Source organism: Frankia sp. RB5, from assembly GCF_059816245.1.
In genome coordinates this window covers 1-17,321 of the sequence record NZ_JCBATA010000012.1, presented here as the reverse complement: position 1 = coordinate 17,321, position 17,321 = coordinate 1, and the positions used below count along the sequence as shown (strand labels likewise).

The window sequence follows — 17,321 nt, the reverse complement described above, 5'->3', positions numbered from 1 at the left end:
ATCGGCACCGGGATCGACGGTTTCCCGTAAGCGGCATTTCGGGCGGACTTCCCACCGATGGGAAGGGCGTGCGGGGGGCAGTGGTTCCGTGTCGCGAAGTCGCGGTTTCGTGTCCGGTTTGCCCCACAGTTCGCGACACGGACCGCCACGACACTGCCGGAACGCGGCCACACCCAGCGGCGCGCCAACACACGAAGATCACCGGAGGGCGGGGAGGGTGGTGAAGCGGACGGGTTCGCGCAGGACGGTGGTGGCGGCGGGGAGGTCGGCGAGGCGGGTGGCGAGGGTGGCTTCGGCGAGGCGGGGTGGCAGGGCGGCGGAGAACCTGAGGCCGGCCATCGCCTCGGCGGTGACGTGGGGCAGGCACAGCCGGGTGTCGAGGTCGGCGGTCGCGGCCTTCCAGGTGGCGGGGGTCAGGTCGGATCGCAGGCGCAGGTAGGCGGCGTTGGCGTGCTGGAGGGGGTCGGCGAGGTCGCCGAGGCTCGCGACCAGCGTGCGGTTGGCGCGCTGTCCGGCCCAGGTCCACCAGTGGACATCGGTCAGGTCGTCGGTGCGGGCGATCATCGTTCCGCCGGGGTGGACGACGTCGAGGTGCTCGTCGCGGACGGCGGCGAGCCGCCGCGTGGCTCGGCGGGTGAGCGCGACCGGCGGGTCCGCGCCGAGCAGGACGTCGCGCATCGCCCTGGCCAGCGCGAACGACGTCGCGGCGTCGCCGGAGGCCAACCAGCGGGCGCGACCGCCGCGATCGGCGGGTTCGACGAAGCAGCGGCGACGTTTCCAGTCGATGTGGGTGACCCGCCAGTTGCGACCGGCGAGCAGCAGCAGACGCGGGCCCTCGACGACCTCGGTGAGCAGCACCGGGTCGGTGCGGCCGACCTCGTCGCGGCCGTGCAGCACGGTGAACTCGGGCGCGGCGGTGAACACGGCGGTGAGCTCGGAGAAGTGCCGGTGGCCGAAGCGTCGTTCCGCCTCGGGGCCGACGAACAGCATGCCGCCGTCCGCATCCAGGTAGCCGGCCCGGACGAGGTGGCGCACGATCGGTTCGGCGGTGTGGTCGAAGGGCGCGAGGCCGTTCCACTCATCCGCCCACGTCCGGTCGCCGACGCGATGCTCCTGCAGGCAGTAGGCGAGCAGCTGCTGGGCGATGATGTGCCGCGGCTCCGGTGGCGCGACCACCGGTTCGACGAAGCCGCGTCCCCACAGCGTCAGCAGCCCCGCGGCGTGCACGAGACCGGTGTCGCCGAGGGCGAGGAACAGGCAGTTGCGGGTCGTGCCCGGCCGGCGGCCGGTGCGGCCGAGGCGCTGCAGGAACGACGCGACGGTCGTCGGCGCGTTGATCTGGATGACGCGGTCGAGATCACCGACGTCGATGCCGAGTTCCAGGGTGCTGGTCGCGACGATCACACAGTCCCGGGCTTCGGTGAACGCCTCCTCGGACCGACGCCGTTCCTCGGCGGACAGCGACGCGTGGGAGAGGTACGTCGTCACGCCGAGGGCCCGCAGCGCCTGGCCGAGCTCCTCGACGGTCTTCTTCGAGTCGGCGAACACGAGCCGTTTCTCGCCCCGGTGCAACGCCGCGATCACCTTCGCCGCGTTCACCACCGACCCGACATGGTCCAGCTCGACGTCCCCCGCGGGCGCCGGCAGGATCGGCGCCGGAGACGAATCGGAGGCGCCGCGCGCGTCGGACGCGTTCCGCGCAACGCCTGGGGTCGACGGCGCGGGCCAGGACGCCAGGTCGGGAGCGACCACTCGGGCCGGGCGGTGGCCCGCGCCCGAGCCCTGCAGCCAGCTCAACAGCTCGGCCGGATTCCCGACGGTCGCCGAAAGGCCGATGACCTGCAGATCCTGCTGTGATGCGACGACCGGACCGGCGGGCGCGTCGGCAGCGTCAGCCTGCCGGTCAACCAGCGATGCGCCGGCGATGGTCCGGCGCAGCCGCTCCAGGACCGCCAGCAGGTGCCAGCCCCGGTCGTCGCCGGCGAAGGCGTGGACCTCGTCGACGATCACGGCACGCACGCCGGCGAAGAAGCGACGATGGTCGGTGCGGACGCTGACGAGCATCGCCTCGAGCGACTCCGGCGTGGTGAGCAGGACGTCGGGTTGGTCGCGGCGGATCCGGTCGCGTCGGGACTGCGCCACGTCGCCATGCCAGACGGCGGCCCGACGGCCGAGCCAGCCGGTGTAGGTCTCGAGCCGGGGGGCCAGGTTGTTCAGCAGCGCCTTGAGGGGGCACAGGTACAGCACCGACGTCCGCTGCCAGTTCTCGACGGCCATCCGCGACAGTATCGGGAACGCCGCCGCCTCCGTCTTGCCGCCGGCGGTCGGCGCGAGCAGTAGCGCGTCCGCCCCGGCCAGCAGCGGCGCGACCGCCGCCTCCTGCAACGGCCGCAGCCCCGGCCACCCGAGGCTGTTCACGATGTGGTGCACCACCACCGGGTGCAGCAGATCCACCGGCTCGGCCGCCGGCGTGGACGCGGAAGCCGGCGTCGACGCGGAAGCCGGCGTCGACGCGGGTACGGACCGGTCGATCGTCACGCCCGGTCCAGCTCGGCGCCCGCGCCGTGGTCGGCGTCGGCACCCGTCTCGAGATCGAGATCGATGTCGTCGGCACGGGTCGCCCCGCGGGCGGCGTTGCGTTCCAGATCGGTCAGCTCGGCCGACGCGATGGTGAGCGGGTAGTCGCGGCGGGGGTCGAAGTCGTCGAACTGGTCGACGCGGTCGAGCACGTCCCCGACGAGCTTCTTCAGGAAGAGCCGGGGCGCGACGCCCACCTTCCCACCGAGCCGCCCGGCGACCGCGGCGGCCAGCTCCGCGAGATAGGCGTCGTCGACCAGCGTCTCGATCCGTCCCGCCGCCTCCCCCGACGAGCCGTCGGCGTACAGGTGCCGGACCCGCCCGCCGAGTTCGACCAGCGACGCCTCGGTGAAGCCGGCCAGGCGCAGCTGCGCGGCCCGCGGATTGTCGAAGCGGGGGTCGGCGGTGAAGTCGGTCGCCAGGCGCTGCGCGAGGGGGGCGAGCCGCGCCACCCCCTGCGGGCCGTCGTAGAAGGCGGGCGTCCCGGTGATGACGAGGAACAAGCCGGGAAAGCGGCCGCTGTGGACCTCGTCGATCAGCTGGCGCAGCGCGTTGAGGGCCTTGTCGCGGGCGTCGGACCGGACCCGTTGGAGGGTTTCGACCTCGTCGAGGACGAGGAGCAGCCCCCGGAACCCGCTGTCGCGCAGCACGACCAGCAGGCCCTGCAGGAACCCGAGGGCCCCGAAGTGGTCGAGGTCGCCGCGCACCCCGGCGGCCCGTCGGGCGGCCGCCGCGACGTGCGGCTGACCACCGAGCCAGCTGAGCACCGCCGCCGCGGTCGCCTCGTCTGCGGCGCCCAGCGCCGCCCGGTAGCCGCGCAGCGCCGCCGCGAAGGCCGGCGCGGTCCGGCCGACCTCCGCCAGGCGCCGGTCGAGCAGGTCGCCGACGGCCCGGTCGAGCGCCTCGGCGCTGACGCCCGCCGCCTCGTCCGCGGCCAGGACGTCCTCCTCCAGCGCGTAGAACCAGCCGTCGACGACCTGGCGCAGGGCGCTCGGCGGGAACGTCGAGGTCGTCAGCCGCTCGATGAGACGGCGATAGACCGTCTCCAGCCGGTGCAGCGGCGTCTCGTTCTCCGAGATCTGCACCTCGGCGGTGGCGAGCCCGGCCCTGCGCGCCCGATCGGCGAGCCAGCGGGAGAAGAACGTCTTGCCGGAGCCGTACTCGCCGCGGACCGCCTTGAACACCGACCCGCCGGCGGTGACGGCGGCGAGGTCCTCACCGGCGACCCGCTCGAACCGCTCCAGCCCGACCGCGAGCAGGTCCAGCCCGGCCGACGGCACCGCCCCGCGCCGCAGCGCGTCCAGCACGTCACGCCGCCGCGCCGCGCTGACCTGCCCGGTCTCGCCGCTCACGCCCGCCCCCGAATCCGTCGCCAGCGCCCGAATCCCGCCATTCTCCCGGATTCGCTTTCCGCCGTGCTCAAGGCCCGGACATCACGGAGCCAGGTGCTTCCGATCTGACAGCCGGACGCCCCGGCCGCGCGTCACGCCCGGAGAAGGGTGACGGCGTGTCCGGCCGGGGTGGTGGCGGTGTGGAGGGCGGTGCGGTCGGTGATGTCGGGGGCGTTCGGACGGCGGTCGAAGATGACGAGGGTGCCGGTGGTCAGGCCGAGGCGGTCGAGGTAGCGGTCGAGCTGGGCGAGCCCGGCAGGTAGGGGATCGCCCGCCTGTGGGCCCCGCCCACGATGACATCGCGTACGGCCGAGTGTCGCGCCGCGAGGGCACCTCACCCGGGCAGGCCGAACTGGGCCCGGAGGAGGTCGATGTTGAGGCGCAGGGTGTGTCCGTCGTCGATCGGCTCCAGCACCGGGTAGTTGTCGATGTTGAACAGGCGCTGCAGGGTCACCGCGAAACCGCCGGCCCGCGCTGGGCGTTCACCGGCGCGTTCGGCGACGACGCTGGTGGCAAGGGTGCCGTTCGCGTCGAGCAGCGCCCGCACCGCCGCCTCCACCTTCGCCACCGGCACCTTGCGGGCCAGCCCGTCGAGCTGCGACTGGAACAGCTCGGCGGCGAGAAGGGCCGCGACCAGAGCATCGAGCGAGTCCTGCCGGGGGGCGGCAGGCGAGGCGGACACCGGGGCTGACGGCGACCGCGTCAGGGCGCGCTCCGCGACGGAGGACTCCCCGCTCGACGGCTCCCCGCTCGACGGCTCCCCGTTCGGCGGCTTCCCGCCTGCCGGCCTCGCGCCTGATGGCTCGTCGCCGGCCACGCTGGGGGCGGATTGAGGGAGCTCGAACAGCGCCGGGCCGGTCTGTTCCTCGGCGGACCTGCGGCGCCTGCGCGTCGGGACCAGCATCGTCCCCTCGTCCGATGCCGGCCGTCGCCCCGAGGCGGACGCCGACCCCGAGGCGGAGCGGGGGCCGATCAGCAGCGTGTCACCGCCGAGTCTGCGCAGCGGGTCCGCGGTTTCCAGCGACCACCAGTCGGGACGCTGGTCGGGCAGCGGACGCCAGCCGGGCGGCAGACCTCGGCTCCCCGACGCCGGGGTCGGGTGGAACGGCAGGAACGCCAGGACGGGCACGGTCACCTCAGCCGGCGACGCGCCGCCGTGATAGCCGCCGTGGCGGCCCAGGTAGTGCCGCGCCGGATCCCAGAGGGCGATGATCCGCCCGCCAGGCGCGAGCACCCGCGGCCCGGCCAGTTCCACCTCACCATCCCGCGGCTCGCCGTCGCCCCGGGGCTGCTCGTCGACCTTGTCGGCAACGCGGTGTCGGGCCGAGACGGCGTCGACGGCGGACAGCGCCTCGGCGCCGTGATCGAGAACGTGGCCATGGTCGCTGGTGAGGATGACGGCCCGGCCGGCGGTACGGGCGTAGCCCAGCACCGCCTGCAGCCGACCGACGTCGGTGAGGCCCCAGCCGCCGTCGTCTCGCTGACGGCCGCGGTCCAGCATGTCGTCGATCGTGTTGATCACGACCGCGACCAGGGGAGTGTTCGAGGTCAGCGCCTCGGTGAGTTCTCCGTCGAGCGCGGCCCCGGGTGCTCCGGCCAGGTCGGCGTGGTGGAACAGCCGGGCGGCCCGCCGGCCCCAGCGGGGATGGCCTTCGAACTCGAGGGTTTCCTTGGCCTTGTCGCCGGTGATGAGACGCCCGGCGAGCAGTGAGGTCCGCGAGGCGGCGGTGACGGTCGGAAGCACGGCGACGGCCGCCCGCCGCCGGGCGGGGGCGGGTGCTTCGCCGGGGTGAGGCTCCTCGAGGTGGGGGCCGAGCGGGTCGCACTCCTCCCACCGCTCGCGGCGCAGCTCGGCCGCGAGCTGGGCGGCGAGCGCGGCGTTCATCCCGTCGAGCACGACCAGCAGCGCCCGGCCCCCGTGGCTGGTCACCACCGGCGCCACCACCCGGTCGAGGATGTCCTCGACGGTCAGTGGCCGCTTGGGCCTCGCCGCGGTGAGCCCGGCCGTCGTCGTCCACACGGCGAGCAGCCGTGCGAAGGCCTCGTCGAGGGTGCGGCGACGCCGGGCCGCCACCCGGTAGAGGTCGCCGTACACCGTGCCGATCGCGGGGGCGGGAGCCCCGGCCGCCAGGTGGCCGAGGGCGATGTCGGCCCAGGCGCCGTCGTCGAGATGGGCGTCCAGAGCGTCGGGCAGCGTCGTCGGCACACCCGCACGCTCCCGGTCGGTTCGCTGCCGGGTCGAGGGGGGTGTGGCGGCGAGCGAGCCCGTGGGCTGGCGGACGAGCCAGCCGACGAGCCGGGCGGCCATCACGGCCCGTTCCACCTCGGGACGCTCGACGGCGGACAGCAGGTGCGCGCGCAGCGAACCGACCGCGGTGACGACGTCGTGGGCCGCCCGGGCGAGCAGGGTGCGGTCGACGCCGGCCTCGGCGGCGGTGAGAACGTCACGGATGGTGGTGGCGACACCGGCCAGCCGGTGGTCGAACCCGGCCCGCAGGATGTCGCTCGCGGCACCGGCCGCGCGGGCGTCGATGGTGTCGAGCAGCCGCTCCGCCACGTCGAGCAGCGCCGGGATCTCGTCCTGCGGGTGCAGCGTGGACGACGCGGAGTCCGGCGGCACGAGGCCGAGCCGGCCGGCACCCGGCCGGGCCGACGCCAGCGCCGTCGTCACCACCTCGCGGACCGCGTCGGCGAACGCGCGCATGATCGCGTCGTCCAGGCGCACGTCGCCGAAGAACCTCTCGACCCGTGCCCTGGCCCGCTCGAGGGCGGCGATGTCCCCGGCCGCACCGCCGACCGCCGCGCCGCGCGCTGCGGGGCCCGTCCCGGCCGGCGCCGGGGGGGCGGCCGCGTCGCGCTCGCGGGCGGGCCACAGGCAGTCACAGACCAGCCCGAGGGCGAGGGCCCGGTCGCCGTTGCCCGCGGCGAGCAGAGTGACCAGGGCGCGCCCCGCGCGGCCGGTCCGCTCGGCCAGGTAGCCGGTGAGGCCGGCGCGTTCCTCGTCGCCGAGGCGGCGCAGCGCGTCGACCGCGCCGGGGGACGCACTCCAGCGCAGCAACGTGGCGATGTCCAGGTCGGCGGCGCCCAGGCCCAGTCCGGTCAGGCCGAGGCGGACGGCCGCCAGTTCCGCGAGCGCGTCCTCCCGGGTGAGCTGGCCGCCGGGTCGACGCGGCCAGCCGGCCGGCGGGCGGGCCTCCAGCAGAGCCTGCGCCACCCAGCGATGCTCGGGGGCTCGCAGCCGCGGGTCGGCCTGGTTGGCACCGAAATCCTCGAGGACGGCGATCCAGGGCTCGAGGATGTCGACCCGCTGCCGGTGGACCTGGGCCAGGACGGAGTCGCCGAGATCGTCCTCGTCGGCGTCGGTCAGCAGCACCAGCCAGCCGTCCTCGACCGGATCCCGCGCCCAGCAGGTGACCTGTTCGAGGACGGCGAGCGCCGACACGCAGGGCACCACCCGGACGTGCCGGCCGGCGACGTCGAGTTCCCGCGGCGCCGGCCACTCGGGTTGGGCCCGGACGAGCAGGACCCGGGGCTGGTCGCCGTCGCCGTTCTGCGCGCCGCGCCGTAGCCGGCTGACACGGTTCAACAGGATCGCGGGGGTCACCCGCGGAGCTCCAACGCCCGTCGGACCGGGCCCGCCCGCCAGGCCGCCGTCGGGCGGGGACGACAGCAGGTTCACGGTGCCGGCCTCCAGACGATCTCGACCTCGCCCGGCTGGTCGCCCGCGTGCTCGCGCACCTCGGCGAGCGCCCGGTCGAGGTCCGCGATCCGGACCCGCCACTGCCGCACGGCACCTCGACCAGCCCCCGCGCCCGCTTCCCCGCCGACACCGACACCGACACCGACACCGCCGACACCGCCGACACCGACGGTCGGGGGATCGATGACGTGCGTGGTGCCGCCGACGGGAGGGGTGCCAAGAACGTGTGGGGCGCCAATGACGGTGGTGGTGCCGGACGGCGGGAGCCCGACCGGCCGCCGGGGACCCGTGGTGGTGCCGGCATCACCGCCGGCGCCGAGCGGCGTGGGGGGTGGGGTCGGCGTTCGTGTGGCGCGACGCAGCAGTGCGGTGGCCTCGGCGCGGGCGGTGGCGAGCACCGCGGCGAGCGGGGTGGTCAGCTCGTCGGCGGAGCCGGCGGCCCGGATCTGCCCGAGGATCTCCTGGGCTCTGGCCTGGTGGGGCTCGGGCAGGCCGTCGATGAGGACGAAGGTCTCGTCCCAGGGTGCCGCCCTGATGGCAGCGGCCACGTCGTGGGCGCGGCCGATGCTCACGTTCAGCCGCTTGGCCGGTCCGGCGAGGTCGGCGCGGGCGAGGCGGCGGACCAGCTCCGCCCCGGACCTGGCGTCGGTCAGTGCCTGGACCAGGTCGCGGGCGGCCCACGCGGTGCGCAAGCGCCCTGCTGTGACGCCGTCCGCGGCCGACTCGGTGGACGCGGCAAGGCCGGTGCTCCGGTCGAGCCCGAGTCCGTCGGCCCGCCGTTCCAGGGCGCTGACCAGCTCCTCGCACGCCGGCCGGGTCGACCGCGCCTTCCCGACGAGCTCCTCCGCGAAGGTGCGTAGCAGCCTGCCGCGCAGCAGGGCGGGCGGGCGCACCCCGAAGATGAGCTGGGACCGCTCGCCCGCGGCGGCCCAGTCGGCGGCGGCGGGTAGCGGCTGCTCGCGCAGTGTCATGTCCCGGGTGATCGCCTGCAGCTCCGGGGGCGGCGAGAGCAGGCCGCCGTGGCGGTACCACGCCCGGTCGGTCTGCTCGGCGAACGCGGCGACGACGAGGTGCGCCACCGCCGGGTCGAGCCCGCGTGGCCTGGGCTCGTCGATCCAGCCCAGCAGGTCGCTGACCCGCAGCTCCTCCTCGGCGCCGCCGTCGGCCGCCGTCTGGGCGGCGCGGCGGGTGAAGTGGTCGACCCAGTCTCGTCCCAGCTCGAAGCGGACCTCGTGCATGACGCCGAGCCCCAGCGCCGGTGCGATCCGCCGGACCGCGACCCGGTCGGTCTTGGCGACCTCGACGGATCCGCCGTCGGCCTCCGCCGCCTTCGTCACGTACCCGAGGACGGTCCGCAGGTCGGCCGGTCGGACGGAGACGCCGGTCCGGTCCGGGTCGAGGTCGGGATGGCCGGGGAACTGGTCGGCGAGCAGGTCGCCGACGAGGCGCTGGCCCGCCTCGCGGAAGGACGCGCCGCCGGGCAGCGCCGGGTTCAGCCCCGGCCACAGGGTCCGCAGGTGGTCGGTGTAGTCGGCGGTGACGTCCTGTTCGTCCTTGGAGATCAGCCCGTAGGCCGAGCGCAGCACGGTTCGGGTCTTGGTCAGCAGCGCGTCGTGACGGCTTTTCAGGACACCGCGGGCGCGCTGGCGGTCGTCGGCGCTCAGGTGCTGGGCGTGGCTGTCGAACCGGTGCGCACCCCCGGCGAGCAGATGGTCCAGGCGGACCAGCATGCCGAGGTCGGCGAGGCGCGCGCCGGTCAGGTCCGCGGGGATCCAGCAGACCGTCCGATGCTGCACGCCCGCGCCGCGCAGCCGTTCGACGCGCGCCCGGGCGTAGGCCGGACCCTCGTCGTGGTCGTCGAACGGGTAGTCGACGACGAGTCGCCAGGACTGCGGGTCCAGCGGGGCAAGCTGATCGTCGCGCAGGTCGCGGCCGCGAGCCGAGCCGAAGATGACCTCCGCGGAGCGCTTGCTGCCCTTCCAGACCAGGTCGAGCCGGTCGCCGTAGACGTCGTCGGTGACGGTCACGCCGAGCTCGTCGACGAGCAGCCGGCGGACCAGCGCACGCCGGTTGCCGACGCTGTCGTAGGCGACGGCGGAGTTGAGGATGCTGTCGACCTCCACGTCGACGAGCTCCAGGCCGACGCCCGGATCACCGCCCTTGACCGGCAGGTACTTGATCTCGCCGAACTGACCGGCCCAACGTTCGACCTTCTTGCCGACGAGCCCCGCCTCGCCGCCGGGGATGGGGCTGCTGATGCTGCCGTGGTTGAGCGCGGACAGGCGCCGCGGAGTCAGGTTGCGCAGCGCCGGAACGCTCGGCGCGAGCGCGGACAACAGCAGTGTCTTGACCAGCCGGTCGTCGGCCGTGAACCGCCGGACCTTCGTCGCGAGCGCCGCGTCGATGGCGTCGGACGTCGTCCGGGCACGGCGAACCGCGGCGAGGATGTCCTCGTCGAGTCCTTCGGCGTCGAGCAGGTAGGGGCGCAGCTTGCGGGAGTACAGCTTCTGCGCCGCGTCGAACTCGGCTTTGAGGACGTCGGTGAACGGCGTGTCGGCGCCGCGGGTGATGACGTCCCACAGGTCACCGAGCGGGACGACCTGACCGAGGCGCAGGTCGTCGCGGTGGTCGACGAGGAGCTGGCGCATGAGCTTGAGCGCCGTCCGGTTGCGCTGCAGGGCGGACGAGACGTGCACCAGGGTGTCCATGAACGCCGGGCTGAACGGGTAGGACAGCCGGAACGCGTCCCGGTCGGCGCCGAGCTGCTCGCTGCCGCCGAGCATCGTGTCCCACACCTCGGCACGGACCTTCGCCGTCGTCTCGAACGCCCGGGCGATCGCGGCCTCGGCGTTCGCGTCGCGCGGGCGCAGCAGCCGCCGGTTGGCGATGAGCGGCAGGTTGCGATCCTCCAGCACGATCTTGTCGTACCGGCCGTCGGCGAGGGTGAGAACGTCGAGGAACGACAGCCGCACGTCGCCCGCGACCTGCTCGCCGACGAGTTCGCGCAGGTCCCGTTGCCGGGCGATGAAGCTGACGACCGGGACCGGCCGGGCGCCGAGCCCGCCCTCGACGAAGTTCGTGACCTTCTGCACCTCGCGGGACACGAAGGCCATGTCACCCATGTTGTTCGCGAGCCAGAGGATCAGTTCGTCGAGGAAGAGGATGACGGCGTCGTAGCCGAGTTCCCTGGCGTGCCGGGCGATCTCGGTGAGGCCGGCGTCCAGCGAGATGAAACCCTCGGCGTCCTCGCGCAGGTCGCGGTAGGTGTTCGCGAACCAGGTGGTCAGCAGGTCGGAGACGAGCCGGCGGCGGGAGTCCGCGTCCGGGGCGCTCGGGTCGAGCGCCCCGTCGAGCACGGCCGGCGTCCACGAGGCGTCGCCCCACTCGTCCTCGCCGCCGTCAGCGCCGTCATCGTCGCCGTGCTGTCCGAGCGGCGCGCCGCTGCCCGCGCCGGCGCCGGCGCCGTTCAGCTCGGCGAGGAAGGTGGCGTCGCCGACACGGGCCCGGATGTTGCGCGCCTCGTCGAGCAGCGCCTCGGCCCGGTGCACGGCCGGGACGGGCGCGCCCGGGTGCAGGGCGCGCAGGTGGTCGGCGTAGCCGCCGAGGACCCGCTGCTCGATCGACTTCGCCCCCAGCAGGTGGAACGGAACGAGCAGGAACTTCTTGCCGGCCAGCTCCGCGTCGTGCTTGCCGAGCACGGCCGCCAGATCGTCGATGCCGCGGGCCGCGGGTTCACCGCGCAGCAGCGCGTGCAGCACCGCCATGAAGTGCGACTTGCCGGAGCCGAACGATCCGTGCAGGTAGATGCCCTTCGACTGGCTGGCGGTCACCGCCTGGGCGATCAGGCCGAGCGCCTCGTCGAAGTTGCCGACGAGCCGGGGAGTCAGGACGTAGTCGCGCATCGTCGCCGCGGCGTCGGCGACGCCCTCGGTGAGCTTGAGGACGAAGTCGCCGTCGGACGTCCGGGTCGGAATGTCGATGACCTCGCGCAGCAGCGGCTGGGAGGACGACGGACTGGTCATGCGGCGGCACCTCGGGTCAGGTCGTGCGGGCGCGTGTGCGGAGACGGGTGCGGAAACGGATCATCCGACGGCAATCCGTGGTCGGATCGTACGTATTCGACTATGCCCGGTGGAGAGTAGTGGGGCGAGGGCTGAGCGGCTCAGAGTGGCGGCCACTCAGCGGGGTGGCGGCTCGGAGTGGTGGCCGGTCAGGGTGCTGACGGCCGTCCGTCCGACGACGTCACCGCGCGGCCGCTGGCAGCCACCACGGTGCGGATCCGCTCGATCACCGGAGCGATGCGGGCGCGGAGGTCGCCGACTCTTTGTGCCAGCTCGGAGCTTCTGTCCCGGCGTACCGACGCGGGCAGGCCCTGCCACAGCGGGTCGAGCCTGCGGGACAGCTGCGGTGGCAGCCGGCGGTTCGCCTCCGAGAGATCCTGGGTGCCCGCGTAGGCGATCGCGTTCTCCACCTGGTCGCACAGATCGCTCATCGCGGTGAGCGTCTCCCGCAGGCGCTGCTCGCTGCTCTGCGTCAGGACGTCCACGTTGGGGTCGCCCGCGGCGACGAGCCGGTAGACGCGCAGGGCTTCGCCCACCATGACGGCCTGCTGTGCCTTCAGGAAAAGCCCGAGCCACAGCAGCGGACGATGCTCGGCCTCGGCCCGCTCGACCTCCTTGAGCCGGGCGGACGAGGAGCGGTCCTCGTCCTTGTCCGGCCCGACGCGCTGTATCGCCCCGATGCCGCGCAGCAGCTTCCGCTCCACCTGGCGGACCCGTTGCTGGGCGTCGGTGAGGTAGTGCGTGATGCCCGGCCAGTCCACGTCCGAGACGGTGCCGGTGTCGTGCAGGGCCTGATAGGCGCCGGTGAGCCCAGAGAGATCGTTCTCGATGGCGGAGACGAGCTCGTCGACGAGATGGTCCTGAATGCCGCCGACAGCCTGCTGGACCTCGGTCAACTGCCGGGTGAGGTGCTCCAACTGCAGCTGCAGGGCAAGCGCACCCAACGCCGACCCGGCCGCGGCCGCAGCGGGCAGCGTCCGCATTCTCGTAAACGACAGATGCTTCGTGATCTGCCCCGATCCATTGCGCGTCACCGCGTAGATCGAACCGGCCCGGTCGAGGGTTTCTCCGTAGGCTCGAAGCATCTTCGCCGAATCCGCGGTGAGCCGCACGAGCTGCCCCGACGCCTTCCCGGCGCCGACCAGCCCCTGCAGAGCGGCGTTGCCAGCCAGCACAGCCCGCGCCATCTGCGGCGAGAACGCGGACAGCGGCTCGCCCACCGATTCGGCAGTAGCCTCATCGCCCAGCACCAGTGCGATGTCCGGACCGATCATCCAGGCGATGGCCTGGGGCGGCACGTCCCCTTCCTGCCCGCTGTCTCCTGGCTCGTTGTCCTCGATTGCCATCGCATTCCCCCTTGCGTGATCGCCGTGTCCGCTACCGCCGTGCGCCCTACCGCCGTGGTCGCGCCGCTCTGCCTCGGGTGGCCGCCGGTGGCCGCCAGCCGGTGAGGGTGTCGGCGGTGAGGGCGTGCCGGCCCATCGTCTCGGCGAGGAAGGCGTCGTAGACCTCGGCCGGTGAACCGTCGTACAGGGGATCGACGTCGTTGTGCCACTGTCGGACCCACGGCATCACCTCGCGCAGTCCGGCGAGAATCGGGGTGAGCCGTTCGGCGTCCCAGCCGTCGTTGTCCTGCCGCTCGACGATCAGCGTGGCCAGCGCCTGGGCCTGCTCGCGGTGATCCCAGCCGGCCCAGCCGATGAGCAGCGTCGGATCGTTGTCGGGCCCGGCCGGCGGGTAGGAGATGAACCGTTCCTTCGGGACGTCGAGCTTCCCGCGGGCCCGCCAGTAGGACGGCTTCCGGAAATCGGCCTGTGCATACTTCGGCGGGACGGGGATCGCGTCGCGGATCCGCTTCGCCGCCTCCGGGTCGGTCTCGGCGTCCTCGGCCCGCTGCTGGTCCCAGACGTCTTCCCAGTCGGCCCGCTTCGCCAGGCCGGAGTCCTTGTACCGCAGCGCGGCGAGGAACGGGACGTGCTCATTCTCGACGAGCCCGGCGACGACCTTCGCGAGGTCCTCCCCCGGCCGGTAGATCTCGGCGACGGAGACGAAGTCCGCGTCACCCGCCAGTTCGTCGGCGAGCCGCCCGGTGGTCCACAGCCGCGGCTGCATCATCCCGTCGACGTCGGCGAACCAGAACTCGCGCGCCTCCAGCCGATCGAGCAGCCAGTCCCGCAAGGCCTTGTCCTGCAGCTTGTCCCACCCCTCGGTGGCCCACCGCCGCTTGTACTCGGGCCGCTCGATCAGCCCGATGTTCCGATCCGCCTCCATGACCGCGATCCGCTTCTCCACCACCGCCCGATACTCCTCCGACCAGTGCTCCGGCACCTCCGTGATCGGCGTCGACCCATGCCGCTTGAACCACTCGGATGTCTCCTCCCCCGCCACGATCTTCCGCGCCAACACGATCTCGAACGCCCGCTCCCCCAACCGAACCTCCGGCACCTCCCCCATCGGCAGCGTCAGCTCCTCCGCCATCAACCCGTACTGCCGATACACCTGCCAATCCAACTCCTCCTGCAACGCCACCATCCGCCGCCGCGTCGCCTCCCACTCCTCCCGCGCCACCCCCAACCGCCCCCGCGTCGGCACCCCCTCCGCCGCCACCGCCCCCGGCCCCACCGCCATCACCCGCTGCCCCAACCCATCCAACTCCCGCCCCAGATCCAAAGGCATCTCCCCCGGCAGCGGAAATTCCTGCAGCTTTGTTCCGGTGAACTCGTAGAACTCCTCCCATTCGTCGCCACGCAACCCTTCATTGACACCACCATTTCCTTTTCCATGGCTGACCTGCTTGAGCCAGAAGCACGCCATCGAACTGTTCAGAACACCACATAGCCGCAGATGGTCCTCCTCCGAGGCATCCGCCGACAGTTTCAATACCGGAGCGGTTTGCTTGAACACCTTTCCACCCCGATCGAACATGAAGTGGTTATGGGTCGCCACAAACGGGAATGGTATACCATATCCGACAGCAAGCTTTTCGGGATAGATCTCCTGCCACTCATACCAGCACATCCCTTTCGCGAGCATAGGAGTGCCAAATCTTTTCCGTTTCGAGATGGCCGTTCTGTATGCAAAAAACAGCGAGGAGATGCGCGGAATATCCTCAAGGCTACAGACCGAGAAATCGTCACGGTATGGCCATATTGAGTCATCTGGGTCAGCAAGAACATAGTCGCGAATTGAGTTGCCAACGACCAATGGTCGCGTCTGCTCGATTCCGAGCCTGCGGGCAGCTCGACGACTAGGAAGAATATATAGGTCATCTTCGCCCGTAACCGCAGTGATACCAGCCGAGGTCAGGATTGACACCAGACGGGCGGGCGATGCCGCTTCGATCCGCTCTTGAAGATCAACAGCTCCCCCGCCCCCGAGATTCCATGGGGGTAGGTCGAAGTGGGTGCGTTCGACTTCGACAACGCTCACCCACTCACTCTCCGATCCCGGCCTATCCAGCTGATCTACAATAGCCCGCCACACAACTCCACGGCTCGCATCTTCAGGAGCCGACTGCTCGCCGCGGATACCCAGCACGGCGCGGATACTCGCTCCGCGGTGCCACCGGTTTTTCCTGCCGATCAGAATCACTGTCGGCGTGCCGTGACCAGGAATATATGCACCCGATGTGTCAATGACATGGGTCAGCTCCACACGTGAAGCAAAGAAGCTCTCAATGAGCGCCTTTCCAAATTCACGCTTCATGAAGGAATTTGCAGTTATCTGACCAATACGCCCCGCATGCCGACCCTCCAGGTTTGCGGGTATGGCCAGTTCAAAAAATCGCTGAGCAAACGGAACGGACAGCGCATATTTGCCGGAGCACGCGTCATACAACGAGCGGTAGAGCCCGTTGAGAGTTTTGTCTTTGACGGTGATGTACGGCGGGTTACCGACAACGACATGATAGCATCCTTCTTCAAGGATGTTAGGATGGTCGGCGAGATCTTCGGTGGCATAAGCGAACTCCGCGAGCTCGTCGCGGTTCTCACCGAATAGGTCGAGTTGGCGACTCTTGAGGAGTGAGTCACCAACAGCGACGTGAAGCGGAAATTCGTATCCATCCGCCGCCTTCAAGTTTTTCCATCCTGCGGAGCGCAGGGCTGCGAGAATTAGGCGGAACCTCGCGATCGCCGTCGCGTATGGGTTGATGTCGACACCGTGAATGGCGTCAAGGGCGAGGCGGACGCGCTCGTAGGTGTCGCGGTCGGGGGCGTTCTTTTCCCATTCGGCGAGGAGACGGTGGAAGGCGCCGAGGAGGAAGTGGCCGGAGCCGCAGGTGGGGTCGATGACCTTGACGACGTCGTAGCCGAATTCCTCGATGGCAGGGGTCAGGGTGAGGTCGAGGATGAACTCCTCGACGAACTCCGGGGTCTGAAGGAGGGCGTACTTCTTGCGAATGTCCTCGGAGAGGTCCTGGTAGAGGTCGCCGAGGAAGCGGGTGTCCCAGGTGTCGTCGGTGAAGTCGTGGATCAGGGTGCCGGTCTCGGTGCGGCGACGCCAGAAGGTGATGAGGTCCTTGGCGGCGTCGTGGGACAGCGGGATCTGGAAGAGGGCGTTGTGACGCTCGTCGAACAGGGCGGCGCCGACCGGCACCGCGGCGATCTCACCGAAGGCGGCCAGGAGCCAGTCGCGGGCGGTCTTGTCGGGGTTGCGGCGGTAGAACTCCTCGGTCCGCTCCTCCGCGAGGGTGAGCCGGGCGGTCGTCGGGCCGGCCAGGAACGGGTCGCCGATCAGTCCGTTGTCCTCGCAGAAGCGGACGAACACGGTCCCCAGCACCCAGGCGACCGCCGCCTGGGTGACCCGCTCCCCCAACCACGCCGACCAGGTCGCCGCAGTCCGGCCGACCTTGAACGCCCGGTCGTACTCCGCCCGCAGCCGTTCCCCAACCTCGGCAAGGTCGCTGACCTGCGCATTCAGGTCTTTTTCCAGCGCCTTCACCTGCCGCTGGGCGTCCTTCAGTAGCGCCAACCGATCAATCACAAAAGTCCCCCACCACGCAGCGATCCACGGACCCCAGACCACTCGTGGCCGCAGGCGTCCGGCGACAGCACATCCCGGCGAGCTTAATAGGAGATCGATTCAGTCCTGACGACTTCTACTTGATCGCCGTCAGCGTTGGCGGCTCGTCGCGTGTGGTTGTCTTACGCGAGGCGGCAGCGTGGGTTCAGCGCACAAGCTTGACCTCTCACAGCGAGAGACAAAATTCTCCCGGGACGTCGGCACGGACACGCTGAATATCTCCACGACGGAATCTGATGCCGAAGAATTTTGCAGGAGATCCTGATCTTGACAGTGTCGGCAGGTCGGGAGGCTATCGCGGGCTCCTGCACCAGGTTGGCACCGTGGCCTGGGATTTCATCAGGAAGCGCGGTTGTCAAGTCGCCTGTTTGTCTACGTCCGGTCGGCCCACGAGGGCGGCAGGGACATGTTCATGGCGGGTGAGGGTCGCGGGGCTGTAACCCCAGGGCTCTTTCATGTGTGCGATGTGACCGGTTGATGCCGTCCGTCGGGTGCGCGCTGTTCGTGGGTGTCTGTCGGGGTGGACACGGTGGGGGCACGTGTCGCTGGGACGAGGACAGGCACGCCGCT

Annotated in this window: 7 protein-coding genes; all 7 read right to left on the bottom strand. The window is 71.3% G+C overall.

The window, feature by feature from the left end; translation table 11 throughout:
- Positions 1-198: 198 nt before the first annotated feature.
- The 7 genes from AC6EXY_RS08245 to pglX all read right to left on the bottom strand — a co-directional run bounded on the left by AC6EXY_RS08245 (position 199) and on the right by pglX (position 16,712).
- Complete coding sequence (locus AC6EXY_RS08245) at positions 199-2,538, bottom strand: DEAD/DEAH box helicase (RefSeq protein WP_499816450.1); 2,340 nt, start codon at positions 2,536-2,538, stop codon at positions 199-201.
- A complete protein-coding gene (brxD, locus tag AC6EXY_RS08240) occupies positions 2,535-3,929 on the bottom strand; it encodes a BREX system ATP-binding protein BrxD (RefSeq protein ID WP_101831125.1) in 1,395 nt (464 codons plus the stop codon). Before brxD ends, AC6EXY_RS08245 begins: the two co-directional genes overlap by 4 nt.
- 131 nt (positions 3,930-4,060) lie before the next feature.
- On the bottom strand, positions 4,061-4,306 hold the full coding sequence (locus AC6EXY_RS08235) for a hypothetical protein (RefSeq protein WP_207770235.1): 246 nt from the start codon (positions 4,304-4,306) through the stop codon (positions 4,061-4,063).
- Positions 4,303-7,572 carry a BREX-2 system phosphatase PglZ gene (pglZ, locus tag AC6EXY_RS08230; protein ID WP_499816449.1) on the bottom strand — a complete coding sequence of 1,090 codons (3,270 nt, stop codon included), beginning with the start codon at positions 7,570-7,572 and terminating at the stop codon, positions 4,303-4,305. Before pglZ ends, AC6EXY_RS08235 begins: the two co-directional genes overlap by 4 nt.
- A 71-nt stretch (positions 7,573-7,643) precedes the next feature.
- Positions 7,644-11,690, bottom strand: coding sequence for a DUF6079 family protein (locus tag AC6EXY_RS08225; RefSeq protein ID WP_499816448.1), 4,047 nt, complete (start codon positions 11,688-11,690; stop codon positions 7,644-7,646).
- Between the two features lie 188 nt (positions 11,691-11,878).
- Positions 11,879-13,075, bottom strand: a complete 1,197-nt coding sequence (locus tag AC6EXY_RS08220; RefSeq protein WP_133150621.1) for a hypothetical protein — start codon at positions 13,073-13,075, stop codon at positions 11,879-11,881.
- A gap of 46 nt (positions 13,076-13,121) precedes the next feature.
- The gene (pglX, locus tag AC6EXY_RS08215) at positions 13,122-16,712 is read right to left on the bottom strand and encodes a BREX-2 system adenine-specific DNA-methyltransferase PglX (RefSeq protein ID WP_499816447.1); all 3,591 of its coding nucleotides are present in this window, start codon (positions 16,710-16,712) and stop codon (positions 13,122-13,124) included.
- Positions 16,713-17,321 lie beyond the last annotated feature (609 nt).